The organism is Pseudomonas sp. NY8896 (assembly GCF_039634505.1).
In genome coordinates this window covers 4,956,753-4,973,220 of the sequence record NZ_CP132350.1, presented here as the reverse complement: position 1 = coordinate 4,973,220, position 16,468 = coordinate 4,956,753, and the positions used below count along the sequence as shown (strand labels likewise).

The window sequence follows — 16,468 nt, the reverse complement described above, 5'->3', positions numbered from 1 at the left end:
GCGCTGGGCCGAGCCCAGGCTGCACCGACGTGGTTCAGGTCGGGCTGGAGCGCCCGGTCATTTCCCGCGCCATTTCACTGGCGTAGCTGTCGGTCATGCCGGCGATAAAGTCGATCATGCGCAGGAAGGCGCTGTGCAACGAGGCGTGCGGGTCTGGTGCGTTGTTGCCGATCAGGTCCAGCACCCGGCGGCTCTTGAACGATGGCGTGCGCCCTCCGTGCTGTTCGAGTGCCGCACCGCAGAAGGTGTTCAGCAGTATTTCCAGGGTGGTGTAGGCGCCGATTTCGTGCAGGGTCTTACGCTTGTCCTGGAAGATTTTGTTGCGTGCCATGTCCTTGGCCTGCAGCACGCAGCGCTTGGCCGGGCCGTGCATATGCTCGACCAGGTCACCCGGCAGTCGCCCGGCCAGCAACGCCTGCTGCTGTTCGACGAAGGCGTGGGCTGCGGCGTTGGTCAGGTGTTCGATGGCCTTGCCGCGCAGGATTGCCAGCTTGCGTCTGCGGGAGTCGCGCGGGCCGAGCTGGCGGTAGGTTTCCGGCAGGTCTTCGCCGACCAGGTCGAGCAACAGCGCTTCGACTTCGGCGTATTGCAGCAGCTCCATTTCCAGGCCGTCTTCCAGGTCGATCAGCGCGTAACAGATGTCATCGGCAGCTTCCATCAGGTAAACCAGTGGGTGGCGCGCCCAGCGCTGGTGCTCCAGTTGGGGCAGGCCGAGCTTGCGGGCTATCTGCTCGAGCAGGGGTAGCCTGCTACTGGTGATTTGACAACCAAATAATCCAACCCTAAGAGCCTGATTTCATTGGGGTTTTTGGTAAAGCTGCGTTTTGTGGTGATTTTCGTGTGTGTCATAGGTGTTGGCCTACAAGTGCTGCGTTAGAGCGGCCCGGTAGGAACGGTATGACTGGTAGGAACGTTCGCACCAGTAGGAACGGTATGACCAATGCGACGCTGTGAAGCCTCCTACTGGGTAGGAATAGTAAGACCAGTAGGAAGGGTAGGAAAGCTCTTACCGGGTGCGATGGGTAGGAATGGTGGGAAGGGTAGGAATAGTGCTACCCGGTGCGATTGGTAAGAAAGGTAAGAACGGTAGGAATGGTATGACCCGGTAGGAAAGAAAACAAAGAAATGGGCAAAAAGTACAAATTATTTCTAAAGGTTGTTTTGTTGAGAATAAAGCAAAAAATCGGTAGGAAAGGTATGACTGGGTAGGAATAGTAGGAAGTTGGGGCTTGATTTATGTTTATTAAATGTTAAAACAATAGATATACAAACAAACACAAAAGGAGATACATAATGTTAACAATCAATAAGCAATCATTCTTTCAAAAGGCAATCGTAATTCACAATGATAAAGGGGGTGTTGGTAAGTCAACAATGAGCTTAAACATTCACTTCGCCATTCAGCAAATGACTGGCTTGGTAGGCCATTTTGTTGATGCTGATGCACAAGAAACATCTGTGGAATGGATGGATGCTCGTGTTGAACTCGGCTTTGGAACTCCAGAATACATTGGTAAGAAAACAGCATTGATTGCTCATGTTAGTAAGGTTGCTGACAAGCATGACTTCATCACTGTAGATACACCCGGTGCTGATACACCAGCAAGCCGTGAGGCGATGACCTTTGCTGATATTTTGATTATTCCTGTAAATGCTTCCGGTTTTGTCGTGAATAAGCTGGTTCCATTGCTTGAAAAAGTGGCATTAGCGAAGTCAAATAACCCTGACATGAAAGTGTTCATTGTCTTTAATATGGTAGAGAAAAAGAACACCGCACAAATCAGAAAGCACAAAGCCAATGTTCAGGCAATACTTGATGAGTTGTTGGCGAAATACGAAACAACATCAGAAGAAGCTGAAATTTTTATTTGCCAAACCTGTGTTTCACATAAGCCTAGTTTGTATGACCAAATGAGTGAAGGCAGAACAATATTTGAAATAGCCCAAGGAAAAACCCTTGACCCAACACTTGAATACACTGCATTGCTTGGTGAGATTCAAGACAAATTCATTACTAACATTGAGGTGGCAGCATGAGTAACTTATGGAAAAAGAAAGCAGAAGAACAAGGTCTAAATCCTGATGATTTCGTTGACCTTGCATTAGCAGGTGGAAAGCTTACAGAAGAAGAACCAGTTGCTTTGACAGTAGTTGAGAAATTCATAGCACCTGAACCAGAATCTGAAGTTGAAGTTCAAGCTGATGCTGGTAGCCTTGAAGCTCTCTTGAAAGAATTGAAAGATATTGAGAGCGGCAAGAAGAAAGCAGGTAAGCACAAGAAGATTTCTATCAGCATTGATGCAGTAACCCACTTGAAAATTGAAATCATGAAGAAGAAATTTGAAGAAGGTTTCTTCATGGAGGTTCCTTTCTCCAAGGTCGTAGGTTCAGCCATTGATGAGCATTATGATACGAAATACAGAAAGAACAAAAAACCAAAAGCCCCTTAATGGGGTTTTTTGTTGTCTTGATAAAAGGCTTGTTTTTGGCTATATTGTCTGATTGATGAATATGGAAGGGGTGATTATGAGCAGCATGAGTTGGGATAAATTGCTGAATAATACTCGCCTCGGTGGTCGTCCACCAAAATCAGAGATAGGACGTTCACCCTTCCATTCTGACCATGATAAGGTCATCTTCTCAGGGGCTTTTAGACGCCTTGCACGCAAAACACAGGTTCACCCACTCGCTACTAATGACCACGTTCATAATCGCCTCACACATAGCTTAGAAGTCGCTTGTGTGGGTAGAACGCTTGGTGTGAGGGTAGGGCAAGAACTACTAAATGAAAGACTTATTCCAGAATCAATTTCAGCTTCTGACATTGGTGATATCGTACAGACAGCTTGTCTAGCTCATGATATTGGCAACCCTCCTTTTGGTCATACGGGTGAAGAAGCTATTCGTCACTGGTTCTCCAATGATGTTGGAGCCAAGATGATTGAACATCTGCCATTCAATGAAGCTACCGACCTTCGTAGATTTGAAGGGAATGCCCAAGGGTTCAGGGTTTTAACCACATCAGAATATCATCCCTATGATGGTGGAATGCGGCTGACCTATGCGTCACTAGGGGCTTTCATTAAGTATCCTTGGATGGCTGGTGATGCGATGAATCAGCAAAGGCCCATAAAGAATAAATATGGTGTTTATTGCTCTGAATTGGCCTTGTTCGATGAAGTAGCTGATGCAACTGGCTTGTTGAAGCTGGGTGATGGTTGGCGGTGCCGCCATCCACTGGCTAACCTTATGGAAGTCTCTGATGACTTCTGCTACGCCATCCTTGATTTAGAAGATGGTGTAGAAATGGGAATCCTTGAGTGGGACAAGGTTTTTGAAATTTTGTGTCTTGTTCTCGATGACCACCAAAAGAACCAACTGGTCAAAGAGATTCAAGGTATGAAGGTTGGTCGCCGGTTGTCGATGGTGCGGGGCAAAGTCATTTCAGCATTTGTAGATGCTGGTGCTGCAGCGTTCATGAGCAACCACAATGAAATCATGTCTGGTCAGGCACTCGGAATCTTTGAGCTGTGTAGCAAGAACGTTCGTGATTGTGTGAATGCAGCCAAAGCACTTGCCCGAGACGAAATCTTTCAACACCCACGCAAGGTTGAGCTTGAAATAGGGGCATACAGCACCATTTCCACCTTGTTGAACGTGAGCTGTTCAGCGGCTCTCATCTACGCCAGAAACGGCGGTGTAGCTGATTCAAAGACCAAACGTGTAGTTGACCTGCTGGGCCTTGACCTAGCGGCTCTAAACGCTTCTGTGGGCGTCTCCAAGGACTATGCAGCAATAATGCAAGTCTTGGACTACGTGAGCGGTATGACTGATAACTACGCCATGCATCTTGCTCGTCAATTCAATGGCATGGGCATAGAGCGGTGATGGTGTAGGTCATGAAGAAACCCCTTTGCTGGGGTTTTTTATTTTCTTTGCTCTTGCTTTTATTCACCAGAAGCTTTTGATTTTATGTCTTGATTGCAAAATAAAACCCCATCGGAGCTTAGGTCTTACTCAGTGAAGCGTGTGCATTGGTATGAGCTTCAAACCTATTTCATACCAGTATGGCCCCCTATCTGTCACTATCTGATACTGAATAGCGGTTTTAACTGGTGATTGAACAACATCCACTACAAACAGCTTTTTAATTCTGCAATGCATATTTTGGATTTCTTGTATTTGCATATTGTAGATTACAGGAAAAGCATCCAGCCCTTTCTGGCTAAGGTTCAATTCCTTAAACCTATCATGTAATACTTGCTCAAATTTCTTGACTATCATTTGTTCGACCTGTTTTGCTTTTCCCATATTTTTACCTTCGTTGTTTAATTGTTTATTGCTCCTAATCTCAGTAGTGTTTGACGTTCAGTCGATGAGATAATATTCAAGCTTGTTTTCTGTGAAGTGATGAAGCCTTGTCGCTGCTTCATAGCTAATATCAATCCCGTACCTTGTTCTTTTGGCGTGGTTCAAGCTGAACTGAACCAAAGGGCTATCAAGCCCTTTGTACTCGTCCAAATGGCTCTGTAATTCTTCGTTAATCGACTTAACAGCGTGTGCTGGTGCATTCAATTCTTTAAGTTTCAATGCTAGAAGGTTCTTGAATTGCAAGATAACTCTTAGCTCAATTACTTTGTCTTTGTTCATTGTTTTTGTGGGTGTTTGTTATTTCATTGTCTCACGTAACAAATATTCGTCAATGATGCAAGTGAAAAAATAAGGTATTTAAATTGAATAATATGAATGGAATGGTATAACTAACTAAAAAAGGAGAAAATATGAAAGCAACACGCATACAAAAACTAGCACTACTCATCACCCTTTCAATGACAGCCGCTTTGGTTCATGCTGAGGAAAAAGTGACGGTCATTAACCCTGAATGTTTAGAACGAATTGAAGCCACACATCAAGCCCTTGATGCTGCTCACGCAAAAGGGGAATTCATGAAGGTAACAGTCAATAAAGACATGCCAGCCTTCCTTGATGGTGAGGTGTGTAACGTTAATCTAGAAATGGAAGTCAAAAGCTTGGCTGATGCTAAAAAGCTTCAAGCTGAGTTTCGTGAATATTTGTTGTTAAATTCAAAAATAACAACGTCACATCGATCAATTACTAAGATAAAATAATTCGTAATTTATAAAAAATATAAGTAATAACGAAAATAAAAAAAGCCCTCATGTGAGGGTTTTATATTGCCTTGGGTTTGAGCTTGGGGGTCTTGGCTAGTTCTAATTTAACTTCTTGGGCAAAGTTAACAATGGAAAGGGAGCCGCCAATGTGGTTCATTTCTTCAACCATTACTCCTTCGGGGGTCAACAAGAATTCATTATTTCCGTAGGGTATGGTGGTTTGTTCAGCGTTGACTGCAATGAATCCTTGGTTATTAATGATTGCCAAGCAATTTATCTCAGACAGAATAAAAGTCACATTAATGTTATCTGTTGTTCTAATCCTTGTTATACGCTGAATCTTAGTGCTTTCTAGCTCAGGCTCAAATTGACCATGTATTTTCTTCAAGTAGTCTACCGGGCTACCTTCTGTGACTAAGGTGAAAACTGTATTGATTGCTGTGAGCGGTCTTCTATTTGATTTATAGGTGTTGAGGTGATTTAAGCCCCATTGAAGGAAGTGAAAGATAGAGCTATTTACTACTTTAGGTAGGAAATTGAAAAAATCATGGGAATGATAATCGTATTTGTGATTGGCTATACCTAGGCATAGATGCTGGAGCAACGGTGTAGCATCAAAGTTGGTGAGATATTCTATTTGGTTCCTAGAAGCTTTAGAGCGTGGTGTAACGTATGGGAATTTACTTTTAGAAGCCTTGAACCTCCCAGCTTCTTTGATTGTGCTGTATTGCTTGAAAACCTGCAAAAGCGGCTGAGGAATGAAAGCATTGCCATCAGGGCAATTATTTAGAAATTCATCAATACGCAATACTAGCTTGGAAATTTCAGCATTAATCAAATCCTCTGTTAACTGTGATGGTGTTTTTGATTGTTCGCTCATAATGCTCCTTCTGTAATTCATTACTAACATATTAACACTTAATAATTCTTTAGCAATTTATAGCAGGCACAAAAAACCCTCACTCGGAAGGCTTCGTTGTTAGATTTACTGCTTCTATTTCCAGTGCTGTGATTGTTTCTACTCTACCCCCAGCTACTACAAACTGTTGAAGGGAATCACTGTATGTAACGTCTGAGCATCTGATTGACCCTTTGAACGATGGGGTAGGGCTGATGATGTAGGCCATGATGACCGCTCCATTGAGCGTGTTCACGCCTGTGCTAGTGATGTAGTTCCTAGATGTACCATTCTTCGTCAGAACCGCTGTACCAGCGTTGTAGCTAGCTCCGGGGCCATCACTGATGGTTTCGGTCATTGGCTGGTCTGAGCGAGCTGCAAAAGGGCAATAGACGTAAGGTTGTTTGAGTGGGTTGAGTGTCTTCAACATGGCTGCAGGAAGCCTATGATAGTCACCTTGATTCTGACCCATTGGCAGAGCTGGGTAGCGTATGGTTGAATCATCAACTGTTTCTTCATACACAGTAGATAAAACAAGAAGAGAATTTTTAATCATTTGCAATTCTTCCTTGACTTTAATGCTGTCTACAAGAAGATTCTGTGCCCCTAAAGAAGTATAAGCATTCATCATATGAATGCTTAAAGTTATTGCTGCAATTGAAAGTATTACTAAAAGGGCAATCATGATTGCCTCAATTAAATCTGAAAGTTACGTTAGAAAGCGGGAGCGTGATATTCCCTGAGCAGGTGAAGGATAAATTGTATTCATCATGCTTATTTGATGAACCGCCCACTGTTGCAAATGTTTCACCACTTTTGCCACACCCGAGCATTTCACCATTTTGCTCCACATAAATAGTGTTGTAGCTGGTTCTGAAATTAGGCATGTCAATTTGATTTGGGATTTTGTTCAAAGAAGCATAGGTGTAGGTGATAACCGTATTGCTTCCGCTATAAAGAATGGAATATGCCCCTTTAACGTATGGGTCATTCACAGTAACACATTCAGACGTTATGGCAGGGTCGCATGGGTATGCTTCGCGGTTAGGTAATTCACTGTTATTGGATGAATAATCACGGGCATTGTAACCAAGCAAAATAGTCTTGAAGTTAGAGCCAGTTTTCGTTGACTTATAAATAGTTGAAAAAGTAACTGAGCCTCTGTATGTAGGTTCTGTTGGTTCTTCTGGCTCCACTGGTTCTGTTGGTTCTTCGTTTGGGGTTACAAACTGTATGGTGCCATCAGGAAGTGAACCACGTAATTTAACCTCAGTTGGAATATACATTACATAAGCAGCTTGTGCGGATGCAGAAGCTAAAAGTGTTAGTGAGAAAAGACCTTTGATGATGTTGTTCATAAAAAATAGCAAGTTGTTTATTATAGTATTACATGTAAATACCCTTAATGCAAATGATTGGGATTAAATATTAACATGAGGAAAACAAAAAACCCTCATGAGAAGGTCTTTTTAGTATCAGTGATTTTAATTTGAGCAACTTCCAGAATAACTATATCTCCATGTTGTCTCTATTGGTTGCATCACATCAAAGTTTGCCTCTAGGTATGAAACAGCACTTGTTCTGTATGAGTTATTGCTTACGCAAGGCGACATTTTAGAGTTCGGAATGTTAAGCGTCACTGTGCATCTTTCTTTTTCACCGCCTGTTTCGGTAAAGCTCATTCTATAAGCATAACTAGCTACATATATATCGGAATAGCCAGATGAAAGTAGCACTTGACCAATTTGGCTTGCGTTATTACTACATTGAACAACAGGTTCTGTTGGGGTTTCTGGATCAGTTGGCTCTGTTGTCTCTGTTGGCTCTGTTGGCGTAGTAGGGTCTGTTGAGCCATTATCTGTGCCGTTACCGTTTCCATTTGAACCGTTGGTGCCGTCAGGATTCACACCCATGCTTATTGAACCATTGGATAATGGGCCACCTAATGATGATTCCAATGGAATTTTGATTTCAAAGCTTGCTGAAGCAATAGTGCTTAGTGATGACAATATGGTAAATGCTAATGTAGATGTTATTAATTGTTTCATAAATATAATGATGTTGTTTATTATAGTATTACATGTAAATACCCTTATTGCAAGTGATTGATATTAAATATTCATCTCCAGAAAACAAAAAAACCTTCTTAAGAAGGCTTGTTTGTTTATCTGGCTGATTAGATTGTCAATGTATCTAAAAAAAGTTCTTGCATTGACAATTCACGTCTTCTGTTATTGTTGATAGCGAATAGTCTATCTGATTCACTGACAAGCACTCTTGAGAGCGAGCTGTAGTTAGTCTCTTCAAGCATAATCTTCACTGATTCACCATGCTTTGCGTAGCAGCGGCGTATGGCATCTAAGGCTTGCTTCTTGTCGTGGCTTACGGCTATCCCAAGAGCTGATTCAACAGCATCAATGTTGTAGTTGAATTTACCATCAATGAAAATGTTGATAACGGTTTCAAGAAGGTTGTCAGGGTCAGCAATGTCAAGGGTTTGGAAATTGTCAGCGGTTACTGTGAAGAGGTTGAGCTTTCTTTCAAATTCACTTGCATAAACTCTTACAAATAATTCTCCTTCTTCAATGTTATTTAATATTAGGTACATGTTACACCTTTTGTAGTTTGTTATATATTACTATAATACGCATTTATTAAATGTCAATAAGTGTCACGTTGTTTAAGTGCAAAAAATCCAGCATATTGCTGGATGATTTGTTTCTTTCCTATTTAATTGTGCTTCAAATTGAAAGGGTCTTTGTGTTTGGTGTAGTAGGCTACCAAATCTTTATACTCCCACAACACGACATAAAGCTGAGTGACCATGTATTGCTCAGTCAGTGCAATTTCATCTTTGGTCTTGAATTTGAATAAAGATGTTATCCTGTCGAAAATATTATCTAGCCCATTCTCCAAGCCTGAATAAAGCCACTCTGGATGTGATACTGATGTGATGAGTTCTTGATTGACAAATAGAAGGGTAGCGAATCTATTCAATGCATTGATGGTATATGAGTCATGACCTGATGCCTTGAAGCTCATGGTGTCGAATGAAATGAACAAGCTGAATTCATTATTCTTAAAGTAGAATGATTTTCTGTTTTTAGCGGGTTCTTCACTGGTTTTGGTTGGCGTTTCATCGAATTCAGAGAAATCAAAATCATCAGTTTTAACTATCTCATCATCACCACTTGAAGAAGGGGCAGGATTTTCATCAAGCTCATCAAAGTTGAAGTCATCGAAATCATTTATCTTACTGGCTTCTTCATTCGTTGTTTTCTCATCTACAAAGTCATCCAATATAGGAATGTCTTCATTGTCAAAAGAACTGTCACTTTCAAAATCAAAATCACCAGAAAACACATCACCTAAATTTTGAGGTTTAACTGATGTTAATTTTTCCAATGTATCAAGTTCATCAAAATCAAAATCATCATTTATATTATGAGGGTTTGACAGTATCTTTATAGTTATATCATCAATGATATCTTGAAATTCCTTGATAAATTTTTGTCTGTCAGGTTCATTAGGCCCAATCTTTCGTTTGTAGAAGATTCTAAACAGTTCATTGAAATCCTTGTTAACACCATTCAGGAACCTTGTGTTTTTAGTTAATTGCTCATACGACTTTAGCTTGTCTCCTAAATAATCCAACACCGTTTTTCTTGATAAGCCAGTCTCGTTATGCTCAAAGATATTTGATTTGAAACTAAATCTTTTGTATTCGTTAATTAGCTCTAAATTTATCCCATATTTCATAATTATCCTCTTGATAGTTTGTTGATTAACACTTGCTCTTCTTCATTGCTACTGACTAGTAGTTCAGGCAAAATTTCTTCTTCAGGTTTAAGGTCGCCATCCAAAAGACTGAAATAGTCTTCTGCTGACAAACCAGATAGCTCAATAGCATCTTCAATTGTGTAGTATTCTTTACTCATAATAAGTTCCTCATTGGGTTAGTGGTTGATTTGTATTTAGTAGAATCATTAGCCGCATTCTTGTAAGCGTGTTTCGGTGCCAATGCTGCTGGCTCTACCTTCACTGGCTCAGGCTTCTCAGGGTTATGGATAAGGTCATAGACGTTATCAGCCTTGAGCTGTGCATCTATACGGGTCTTCATGGACTCAAAGCACTGTTGTGATTGACGCATAGCTTCAACGATTAGAAGCGGGTCTTTCTTAAAGGCTGGTACAGCCCATCCAAGGTTATAGGCGTCTTCGTTGGCGTTGTAGGCTTGCTGCTGCTCGTTCTGGTCAAGTCCATAGTGTCTAACGAGCTGTTGAGCGGCTACGTTCACAAGAAGCTCTTCAAAGCCCCTGTGAGCGTTACTGATGTGGTAGTCGTTCAATGACTGGCGGTTGAGCTTGGAAGAGTGACCCTGAGCGTGTGCGTCTTCATGGAAGGTAGTAGAAAGCTCTTGTAAGACACTCTTGAAGTTCTCGCTATGTGCAAGGTTGATAGCGTTCTTCTTCGGCATGTAGTAATTGGTAGTGCCGCCCCTAGTGATAGGAATGTCTATGGATTTAAGGTAACAATCTCTGAATTTGATGAGGTCTTCATTATTCATGGCCTTGAACTGAGGCTTCTGGAACTCTTCAAGCCACTTGATTCTAGGGTCAGGCTTGTCTTCATGCTTCCATTCAAGCTGGTCAATGTTGAAAACGGTAACTGTCTTAGCGGCTCTACGCCAGAAATGTTGTGGCTCTCCATTGGTGTCTAGGACTGGTTGAGATTCACCAGATTCATTGGTTGTCTCAATTGCTTTACCTTTCATACCAAAGCGTTGAACAATTTGTGTTCCTTTGGTGCCTTTCGGCATGGCAAAACCTGAGTTGATAGCATCATTGAAGCTCATGTAAAGTGGTGCTTTAAATCCCCTAGATTCAGTGTCATCCATCAACAGAACTTGATTTTCGTTGCCATACTTGTAACCCGATTTAGGGTTCATTCCTAGCTGCTGAAATACAGGGTCTTCCCAGATTGGTATACCTGAGCGGTCATTTGTTTCTAAACGTTCAATTAGACGTTCACCAATTTTCTTGAATAGATTCTCCGTTTCACCCGTGAAATGAATGTCATTTTTCTTGTATTTACCTTCTGTGTATTCACCCGGCTCAAACACAATGTCACTGTGTTCTTGCTTCATTTTTGGGATTTCGTTTTCTTGGATAGCAAGGCTAAGACTTAAAGCTTTATCAACAACAGTTTGTTCGATGAAGCCTGAATATAGATTTGTGAATTTCAATCCTGTATCAGCATAGGCTGTCAAGGTCATGCCTACATCATTTCTGTGTTCGTTGATTTGTTCGGCGTATTTGATGAGATTGCTGAATAAATGCTCATGCCCAGCTAAGGATGATTTGAATTTCTGTAGGGCATACTCCGGTGTACAACCTTTCAAATCCTTAGAGTCAAAATACTTAAACTCTACTCCAAACTCAGTGGAAACAGATTTCTCTTTTTCATCAGGGATAGAGTTAATAAGGTTTTGGTATGTTTCTAGTGCCCTAACTTCTGCTGGTTCAGTTTCTAGGCTGAATCCATATTTTGAGTTGATATAGGCTTTGGTTAGTAAGTGAACGTCATACGGCACTAATGGTTGGGTTAAAACGTTTTTGCTGAATAAGGCTTTGTTTTCATCAAAGAAATCTACAAAGCTTTCTATTTCTGCTCCTAATTTAGATAGGTCAATTCCTTCATACATAGTAAACCTTCAGTTGTTATTTCTATTATTATAATATAACGAGAATACTTTACAAGTTATGTATGTTAATAAGGTTGTTGGTGCAACAAAAAAGCCCTTGTTGGGCTTATCTGATGTTGTATTTTATTTTATGTCGTTCATGTTTTGCTGAATCAACATTTTCAAAGCTCTTAACCAGATGAGCTTTTAATTCATTCATGGTTAAAGATTCACTGGTGTAGTCAGTGTTTAAATTCTTCATGGTTGAAGCTCGTTCAAGGCGTTCCAGCCCTTGCTTCATCAACTGGTCTTTCCCCAACATTTTCTTGTCATCAAGGAATGCAAGGTAAGCAATCACCTGTTCAGTAGCTGCAGGGCAAAACTCATTGACCGGGCCATATTCATACTCAAACTTCTCTACGGCGTTTTGAGCCTGTCTGTGGTAGGTAGATAGGAGTGAGTAGAGTGAGTTCCTATCGCCAGCCATAGCCACCTTCTGAGCGTGTGGGAGGTTGCGTAGAAAGGCGTTCACTGCATCCGGGTCGGTGTAGAGCTGCTTAGGGTCGAATCCTTCCACCTTCATCAATGGGTCTGTCTTACGGTCAAACCTACGCTTGAAATCGGGCTGCTCGAGCACGCTGGTTTCATTGTTGCGGTAGAGTTCGCATAGGTTGACTATGACCTTCTGAACGCTGAATTTACGGGCTGGTAGAGCCTCTGGCGTTGGATCTGGCTGGACTGATGGGGTAGGGGATACCACGGGTTCTGGCCTGTTCTGGTCGTGGTGATACTTGTCCCCTTGTTCAGACAGCATCCCCAGTATCTGCAGGTTGTCGTAGGTGGCTTCAAGCTCTAAGCCAAGCAACGTGGCTTGCTGGCCGGTAGGGGAGGCTATCACCTGACCTGTTTGGAACGTCTCAAAACGCCCGGTAGCGTTCGTGTGCCATAGCTCTCTGTCTCTATCCACTATGACGATGGTGTCACTGGACTGGAAGAAACTGAACCTGTCTTCTAGGCCATTGAGTTTGATGAATGAGAGAGGGTCATTCACATTCTCAAAATGGTGAAATTTTTCCATCAAAAGCGAGCCATAGCTGTGAGCGTAGGCAAGATGACCTTCTTGGAAGGGTTTGATTAGCTGAGCGTTAGCTTGCTCGTTTTCAAGGATGGCTGAAAAGAAGGGTAGGTGCTCGGGTTCAAAATGATTTGGGCTGATGATGATTAGCTTATCATCGGTGATTCTGAAATGAATGTTCTTCTCGCGTCTTTCCTGTGCTTCTTCTTTATTCTGTATAAATTCCTTAGCTGACATAATTTCCTACGATGTTATTACTTAACATTATAATGCTTAAGAAATTTAACGCAAATCATACAGGCATAAAAAAGCCCCCGGTGAAGGAGGCTCTTTTACAACTTAGAGAATGAAAACTTAAAGGTATTTGCTGTATTTGTTAACCTTTGGTTTGTAAACCGTTGAAAGGGCAGAACCAAGAACAGAACCAAGAATGTTACCAATACCTCTGTAAAGTGCCTTATAGAACCCAGCTTTTTCAAGTACCTTACAGAAGCCGTTGAAGAATATCGAATAAATTATACCACCAAACCCAAGGCTAGAAATTAGCAAGATGGTGCCTGCTGCCATGGAAACTACCATCATGGTTGTGTTGAAGTGTTCAATGTCGGTGATGAACAAGAACAAGAAACCCAATGCAATCAAAGTAGCAATACCGCACACATAGAAAAGGCCAGCGTGTTTCGGTTCCAAGTAATCGAATGCGATAAGGAACTTGAGAAGTAAAGAAATGCTGATTAGACTACCAACTATTGCCAATCCTGAGCCAATGTATAATTTTAAACTGTTCATATGTAATGTCCTCTAAGTTGTACTTCAATTATAACATGTAAATAGAAATACTCAAGCGGATAACTGTAGTAAATAATTATCGCCTGTCAAGTACCGATTTGAAAAGCCTATTACTTTAACGAAAATTCCAGACAACGCAAAAGGGCCAGATTAACACCCAGCCCCCTTACAACTAACTATTACACCACTGTCCAACCCCATGCTTTAAGTTGCAATGCTACCCTTATAAGACTTGATTAAAGATTTAGCCTCTCTTTCACCTTGTACTCTCATGTCTTGTTTAGTGACAGTACCGTGCATGTAACCTTCTTGGAAGCCACTTGTCATTTCCATTAACTTAGAAGTTATTTTGTAGATGATGAATATGACCATGATGGACATGATGACTGAAAGGGAAATAGCTCTTAAGCTTTCACTCCATCCGAACAAGGAAAGTGAAAAATCATTCAAGTCACCAATCACTACTTTGAAGGTTGTAGCAAATACATGAGGAATGAGTAAGAAACCTAATGTGGCGTTCAATGCCGCAAAGATTAATTTTTCAGCGTAAAGAACGATAGCTATTCTGTCTAAGTCCTTACGTTCTGCTTTAGCATCAAGGTTAATTAACCAGCGAATCTTGTATGTAACACTATTAAACACCAACTCAAACAATAATCCAGATAGGATAGCAAAGAAAATCAAATAGTCTGATAAAGGTAAAAGGAATATGAACAACTGGCCTAGAGCTGTCATAGCATTAGCTAGTTTCATAACCAAATCAGCCGCATCATCGTTCAATTGGCTTATGAACATGAAGAGATAAAATTCAGAATACGTGTTGGTTACTGAGTGGAAGTCTTCAGCAAATCCATTGTCATTTGCAGCAAAGGAAACCAATGAGCCTGATACATCAGTTAATGCTGGTAAACCCCATGCTATGAATTTCTTAGCAGTACCTACGCTCATGAAGCTCATCATCATCTTCTTCATAGATGTGAATGAAGCATCAGCACTTTGCATTTGTTTCTTGAAGCTGTGGCTGTTGTTTAAAGAGCCAGCCAATTTCAATTGGGTACCAAGGATGGTGAGCTTGATTCCAAACTGGTGCATTTCCTGATAGACGTTGCCGCAATCAAAGCCGTTGTACATCACGTTAGGATGCTGCATACAGGTGATGAACTTTGTGGAACCAGCAAGCCCATCACGGCCAGTAAAGCGGCCTAAGATGGTGTCTATACCGAATCCGCCCATGCCTTCCTTCTTCATTTCATAGCCGATTCTGAACGCATTGGTGAGCTGGTTCAGGGTGTTCGTACCCTTTGTGGTAGTGACCGGGAAGTTAGCTATCTCTGCACCTACGCTGTCGTAATACTCACGCTTCTCCATCACACTGAAATCAGCGTTGAAGGTGTTAATCAACGTTTCTGCTGACGCATTGTCGAAGGTCTTACGTCTCACATCGTTAGCCGGTAAGGTGAAGAATGACTTGGCTTTATCGTCCATGAGCATTGAGTAGCCATTCAAGGCGGTACCACATGCATAAGGTGAGCTTGAGCCGTTGCAATTCTCAGAGACGCATTGCTGGTATAGCTGCTTGATGTTGTCTAAGGAAACCACTGATTTTGGCTCATAGCCGCCTGAGCAAATGAAATTCCTTCTGTGACCTTGGCTAGCCTGTTGGCGGTCGATTGACTCCATGGTGATGCTATGGGTCTTGGTTAGGTCAAAGACGAAATTACGGCTGAGACAGTTCAGAGCAAAGGCTTTGTATTTCTCTAAATCCCTTGCTGGGAAGTATCTTGTATCAATGCTGGTCAATGCATCAACGCTGCAGCTTGCTGTCTGCTCGTTGAATACACCTTTTAAGATGACTGGTGTAAGTCCTACTGAATATTTGGCTGCAACCTTGTCAGCATCAGCAATGAATTTACTAAGGGCTTTCTCAACAGCATCATCTTGAATCTGTGTGTAATCTCCTAGGTTGTATTTCTTCGCTACGGCAATTCCTTTCGTGTCTAAGGCGTATCCTCCTTGCAACTTACATTGACCATAGGATGCAGATAGCATTCTGCCATTCACTACTTTTGAAATTGAGATTGCTGCTGATTGGTCTGAGTATTGAACAGCCGTAGATTTAACACAAATGAGATAGTCAAGGATGTTGGCTAATCGTTCGTTCTTGTATGAGAAATCTGGAATGACTTGAGCTGTTTCTTTCAACTGGGCTGAATCATTTTCCATCTTGATAGCAACGCCTGACCATCCCAAGCCAATTTTGAGTATCAAAAGTAAAATAGAAAAGATGAAGAAGACAATGCAGAATTCAAATATGCTCTTCAAGAATGTTATGGGTGTGTTGTTCACACGTTTAAGGTTCCATCCCATGATGGCTAACACCTTTTGGATAGCGATGATAGCCATTAATACACCAGCTACCCCTGTGATAATCCAATTAATACGGCTCTCGATGGTACCGATTGTCTCGCCAGCGGCTTGTGGTATTGGGTTGTTTTCTTCTTGACAGTTGTAGCCGTTAGAAAGGTCTGTCTTAGTTCCAGTGAAAATATATTGATTGCTGGCTATGGATTCGATTTCTTTGGCTAACGTACATCCACCTAGAACCTCATTGACGTTGTTGTCTATTGCTCTGTCCTTGACCAAAGGGTCTGAGACAACGGCTTGCTTGCTGGCTTCTGCTTGGATGGTGGTTAGACCGTTTTTCCCAGTAGGTTCATCAAAACAACCTGATAGAAGAATTGAAAGCACTGCGATGATTAAATATTTCATGAATAAATCAGATATTATATAGTGTCATTATAATATATAAATAAACTAATTCAAATTATAAGAACAACTAAAAAGAGTGAGTTAATATCCTGATGTGCAAACTTTCAGTAGCAAACAAAAAA

Annotated in this window: 17 protein-coding genes and 1 pseudogene; 4 read left to right on the top strand and 14 right to left on the bottom strand. The window is 41.5% G+C overall.

The window, feature by feature from the left end; translation table 11 throughout:
* Positions 1-34: 34 nt before the first annotated feature.
* Positions 35-745: pseudogene (locus Q9451_RS22400) on the bottom strand (deoxyguanosinetriphosphate triphosphohydrolase); the annotation flags it as partial.
* Positions 746-1,293: 548 nt separating this feature from the next.
* Between Q9451_RS22400 and Q9451_RS22395 the strand changes: the two are divergent.
* The 3 genes from Q9451_RS22395 to Q9451_RS22385 all read left to right on the top strand — a co-directional run bounded on the left by Q9451_RS22395 (position 1,294) and on the right by Q9451_RS22385 (position 3,888).
* Positions 1,294-2,037 carry a ParA family protein gene (locus Q9451_RS22395; RefSeq protein WP_345960785.1) on the top strand — a complete coding sequence of 248 codons (744 nt, stop codon included), beginning with the start codon at positions 1,294-1,296 and terminating at the stop codon, positions 2,035-2,037.
* The gene (locus Q9451_RS22390; RefSeq protein WP_345960784.1) at positions 2,034-2,450 is read left to right on the top strand and encodes a hypothetical protein; all 417 of its coding nucleotides are present in this window, start codon (positions 2,034-2,036) and stop codon (positions 2,448-2,450) included. Before Q9451_RS22395 ends, Q9451_RS22390 begins: the two co-directional genes overlap by 4 nt.
* A 76-nt stretch (positions 2,451-2,526) precedes the next feature.
* Positions 2,527-3,888, top strand: coding sequence for a deoxyguanosinetriphosphate triphosphohydrolase (locus Q9451_RS22385; RefSeq protein ID WP_345960783.1), 1,362 nt, complete (start codon positions 2,527-2,529; stop codon positions 3,886-3,888).
* 129 nt (positions 3,889-4,017) lie between these two features.
* Here Q9451_RS22385 and Q9451_RS22380 read toward each other — a convergent pair whose 3' ends face one another.
* Both Q9451_RS22380 and Q9451_RS22375 read right to left on the bottom strand, forming a co-directional pair.
* Positions 4,018-4,311 carry a hypothetical protein gene (locus Q9451_RS22380; protein ID WP_345960782.1) on the bottom strand — a complete coding sequence of 98 codons (294 nt, stop codon included), beginning with the start codon at positions 4,309-4,311 and terminating at the stop codon, positions 4,018-4,020.
* A 57-nt stretch (positions 4,312-4,368) separates the two neighbouring features.
* Positions 4,369-4,650 carry a hypothetical protein gene (locus Q9451_RS22375; RefSeq protein WP_192440632.1) on the bottom strand — a complete coding sequence of 94 codons (282 nt, stop codon included), beginning with the start codon at positions 4,648-4,650 and terminating at the stop codon, positions 4,369-4,371.
* Between the two features lie 131 nt (positions 4,651-4,781).
* On the opposite strand from Q9451_RS22375, the gene Q9451_RS22370 reads away from it, so the two are divergent.
* A complete protein-coding gene (locus tag Q9451_RS22370; protein WP_345960781.1) occupies positions 4,782-5,129 on the top strand; it encodes a hypothetical protein in 348 nt (115 codons plus the stop codon).
* Between the two features lie 61 nt (positions 5,130-5,190).
* Here Q9451_RS22370 and Q9451_RS22365 read toward each other — a convergent pair whose 3' ends face one another.
* The 11 genes from Q9451_RS22365 to Q9451_RS22315 form a co-directional block, all read right to left on the bottom strand.
* The gene (locus Q9451_RS22365) at positions 5,191-6,012 is read right to left on the bottom strand and encodes a hypothetical protein (RefSeq protein WP_192440628.1); all 822 of its coding nucleotides are present in this window, start codon (positions 6,010-6,012) and stop codon (positions 5,191-5,193) included.
* Between the two features lie 79 nt (positions 6,013-6,091).
* Positions 6,092-6,715, bottom strand: a complete 624-nt coding sequence (locus Q9451_RS22360; RefSeq protein ID WP_345960780.1) for a hypothetical protein — start codon at positions 6,713-6,715, stop codon at positions 6,092-6,094.
* A 7-nt stretch (positions 6,716-6,722) separates the two neighbouring features.
* Positions 6,723-7,388, bottom strand: coding sequence for a hypothetical protein (locus tag Q9451_RS22355; RefSeq protein WP_345960779.1), 666 nt, complete (start codon positions 7,386-7,388; stop codon positions 6,723-6,725).
* Between the two features lie 126 nt (positions 7,389-7,514).
* Positions 7,515-8,078 (bottom strand): hypothetical protein, encoded by a 564-nt coding sequence (locus tag Q9451_RS22350; protein ID WP_345960778.1) that lies wholly within the window; start codon positions 8,076-8,078, stop codon positions 7,515-7,517.
* A 128-nt stretch (positions 8,079-8,206) separates the two neighbouring features.
* Entirely contained in the window at positions 8,207-8,638 is a 432-nt protein-coding gene (locus Q9451_RS22345) for a hypothetical protein (RefSeq protein ID WP_192440623.1), read from the bottom strand.
* Between the two features lie 122 nt (positions 8,639-8,760).
* On the bottom strand, positions 8,761-9,789 hold the full coding sequence (locus Q9451_RS22340; RefSeq protein WP_345960777.1) for a hypothetical protein: 1,029 nt from the start codon (positions 9,787-9,789) through the stop codon (positions 8,761-8,763).
* A 2-nt stretch (positions 9,790-9,791) separates the two neighbouring features.
* Positions 9,792-9,968: a hypothetical protein gene (locus Q9451_RS22335; RefSeq protein ID WP_345960776.1), complete on the bottom strand. Its 177-nt coding sequence runs from the start codon at positions 9,966-9,968 to the stop codon at positions 9,792-9,794.
* Positions 9,965-11,734, bottom strand: coding sequence for a zincin-like metallopeptidase domain-containing protein (locus Q9451_RS22330; protein ID WP_345960775.1), 1,770 nt, complete (start codon positions 11,732-11,734; stop codon positions 9,965-9,967). The genes Q9451_RS22335 and Q9451_RS22330 overlap by 4 nt, the downstream gene beginning before the upstream one ends.
* A gap of 106 nt (positions 11,735-11,840) precedes the next feature.
* The gene (locus Q9451_RS22325) at positions 11,841-13,025 is read right to left on the bottom strand and encodes a hypothetical protein (protein ID WP_345960774.1); all 1,185 of its coding nucleotides are present in this window, start codon (positions 13,023-13,025) and stop codon (positions 11,841-11,843) included.
* Between the two features lie 117 nt (positions 13,026-13,142).
* A complete protein-coding gene (locus tag Q9451_RS22320) occupies positions 13,143-13,577 on the bottom strand; it encodes a hypothetical protein (RefSeq protein ID WP_345960773.1) in 435 nt (144 codons plus the stop codon).
* Positions 13,578-13,781: 204 nt separating this feature from the next.
* Positions 13,782-16,346 carry a hypothetical protein gene (locus Q9451_RS22315; protein WP_345960772.1) on the bottom strand — a complete coding sequence of 855 codons (2,565 nt, stop codon included), beginning with the start codon at positions 16,344-16,346 and terminating at the stop codon, positions 13,782-13,784.
* Positions 16,347-16,468: the final 122 nt, after the last annotated feature.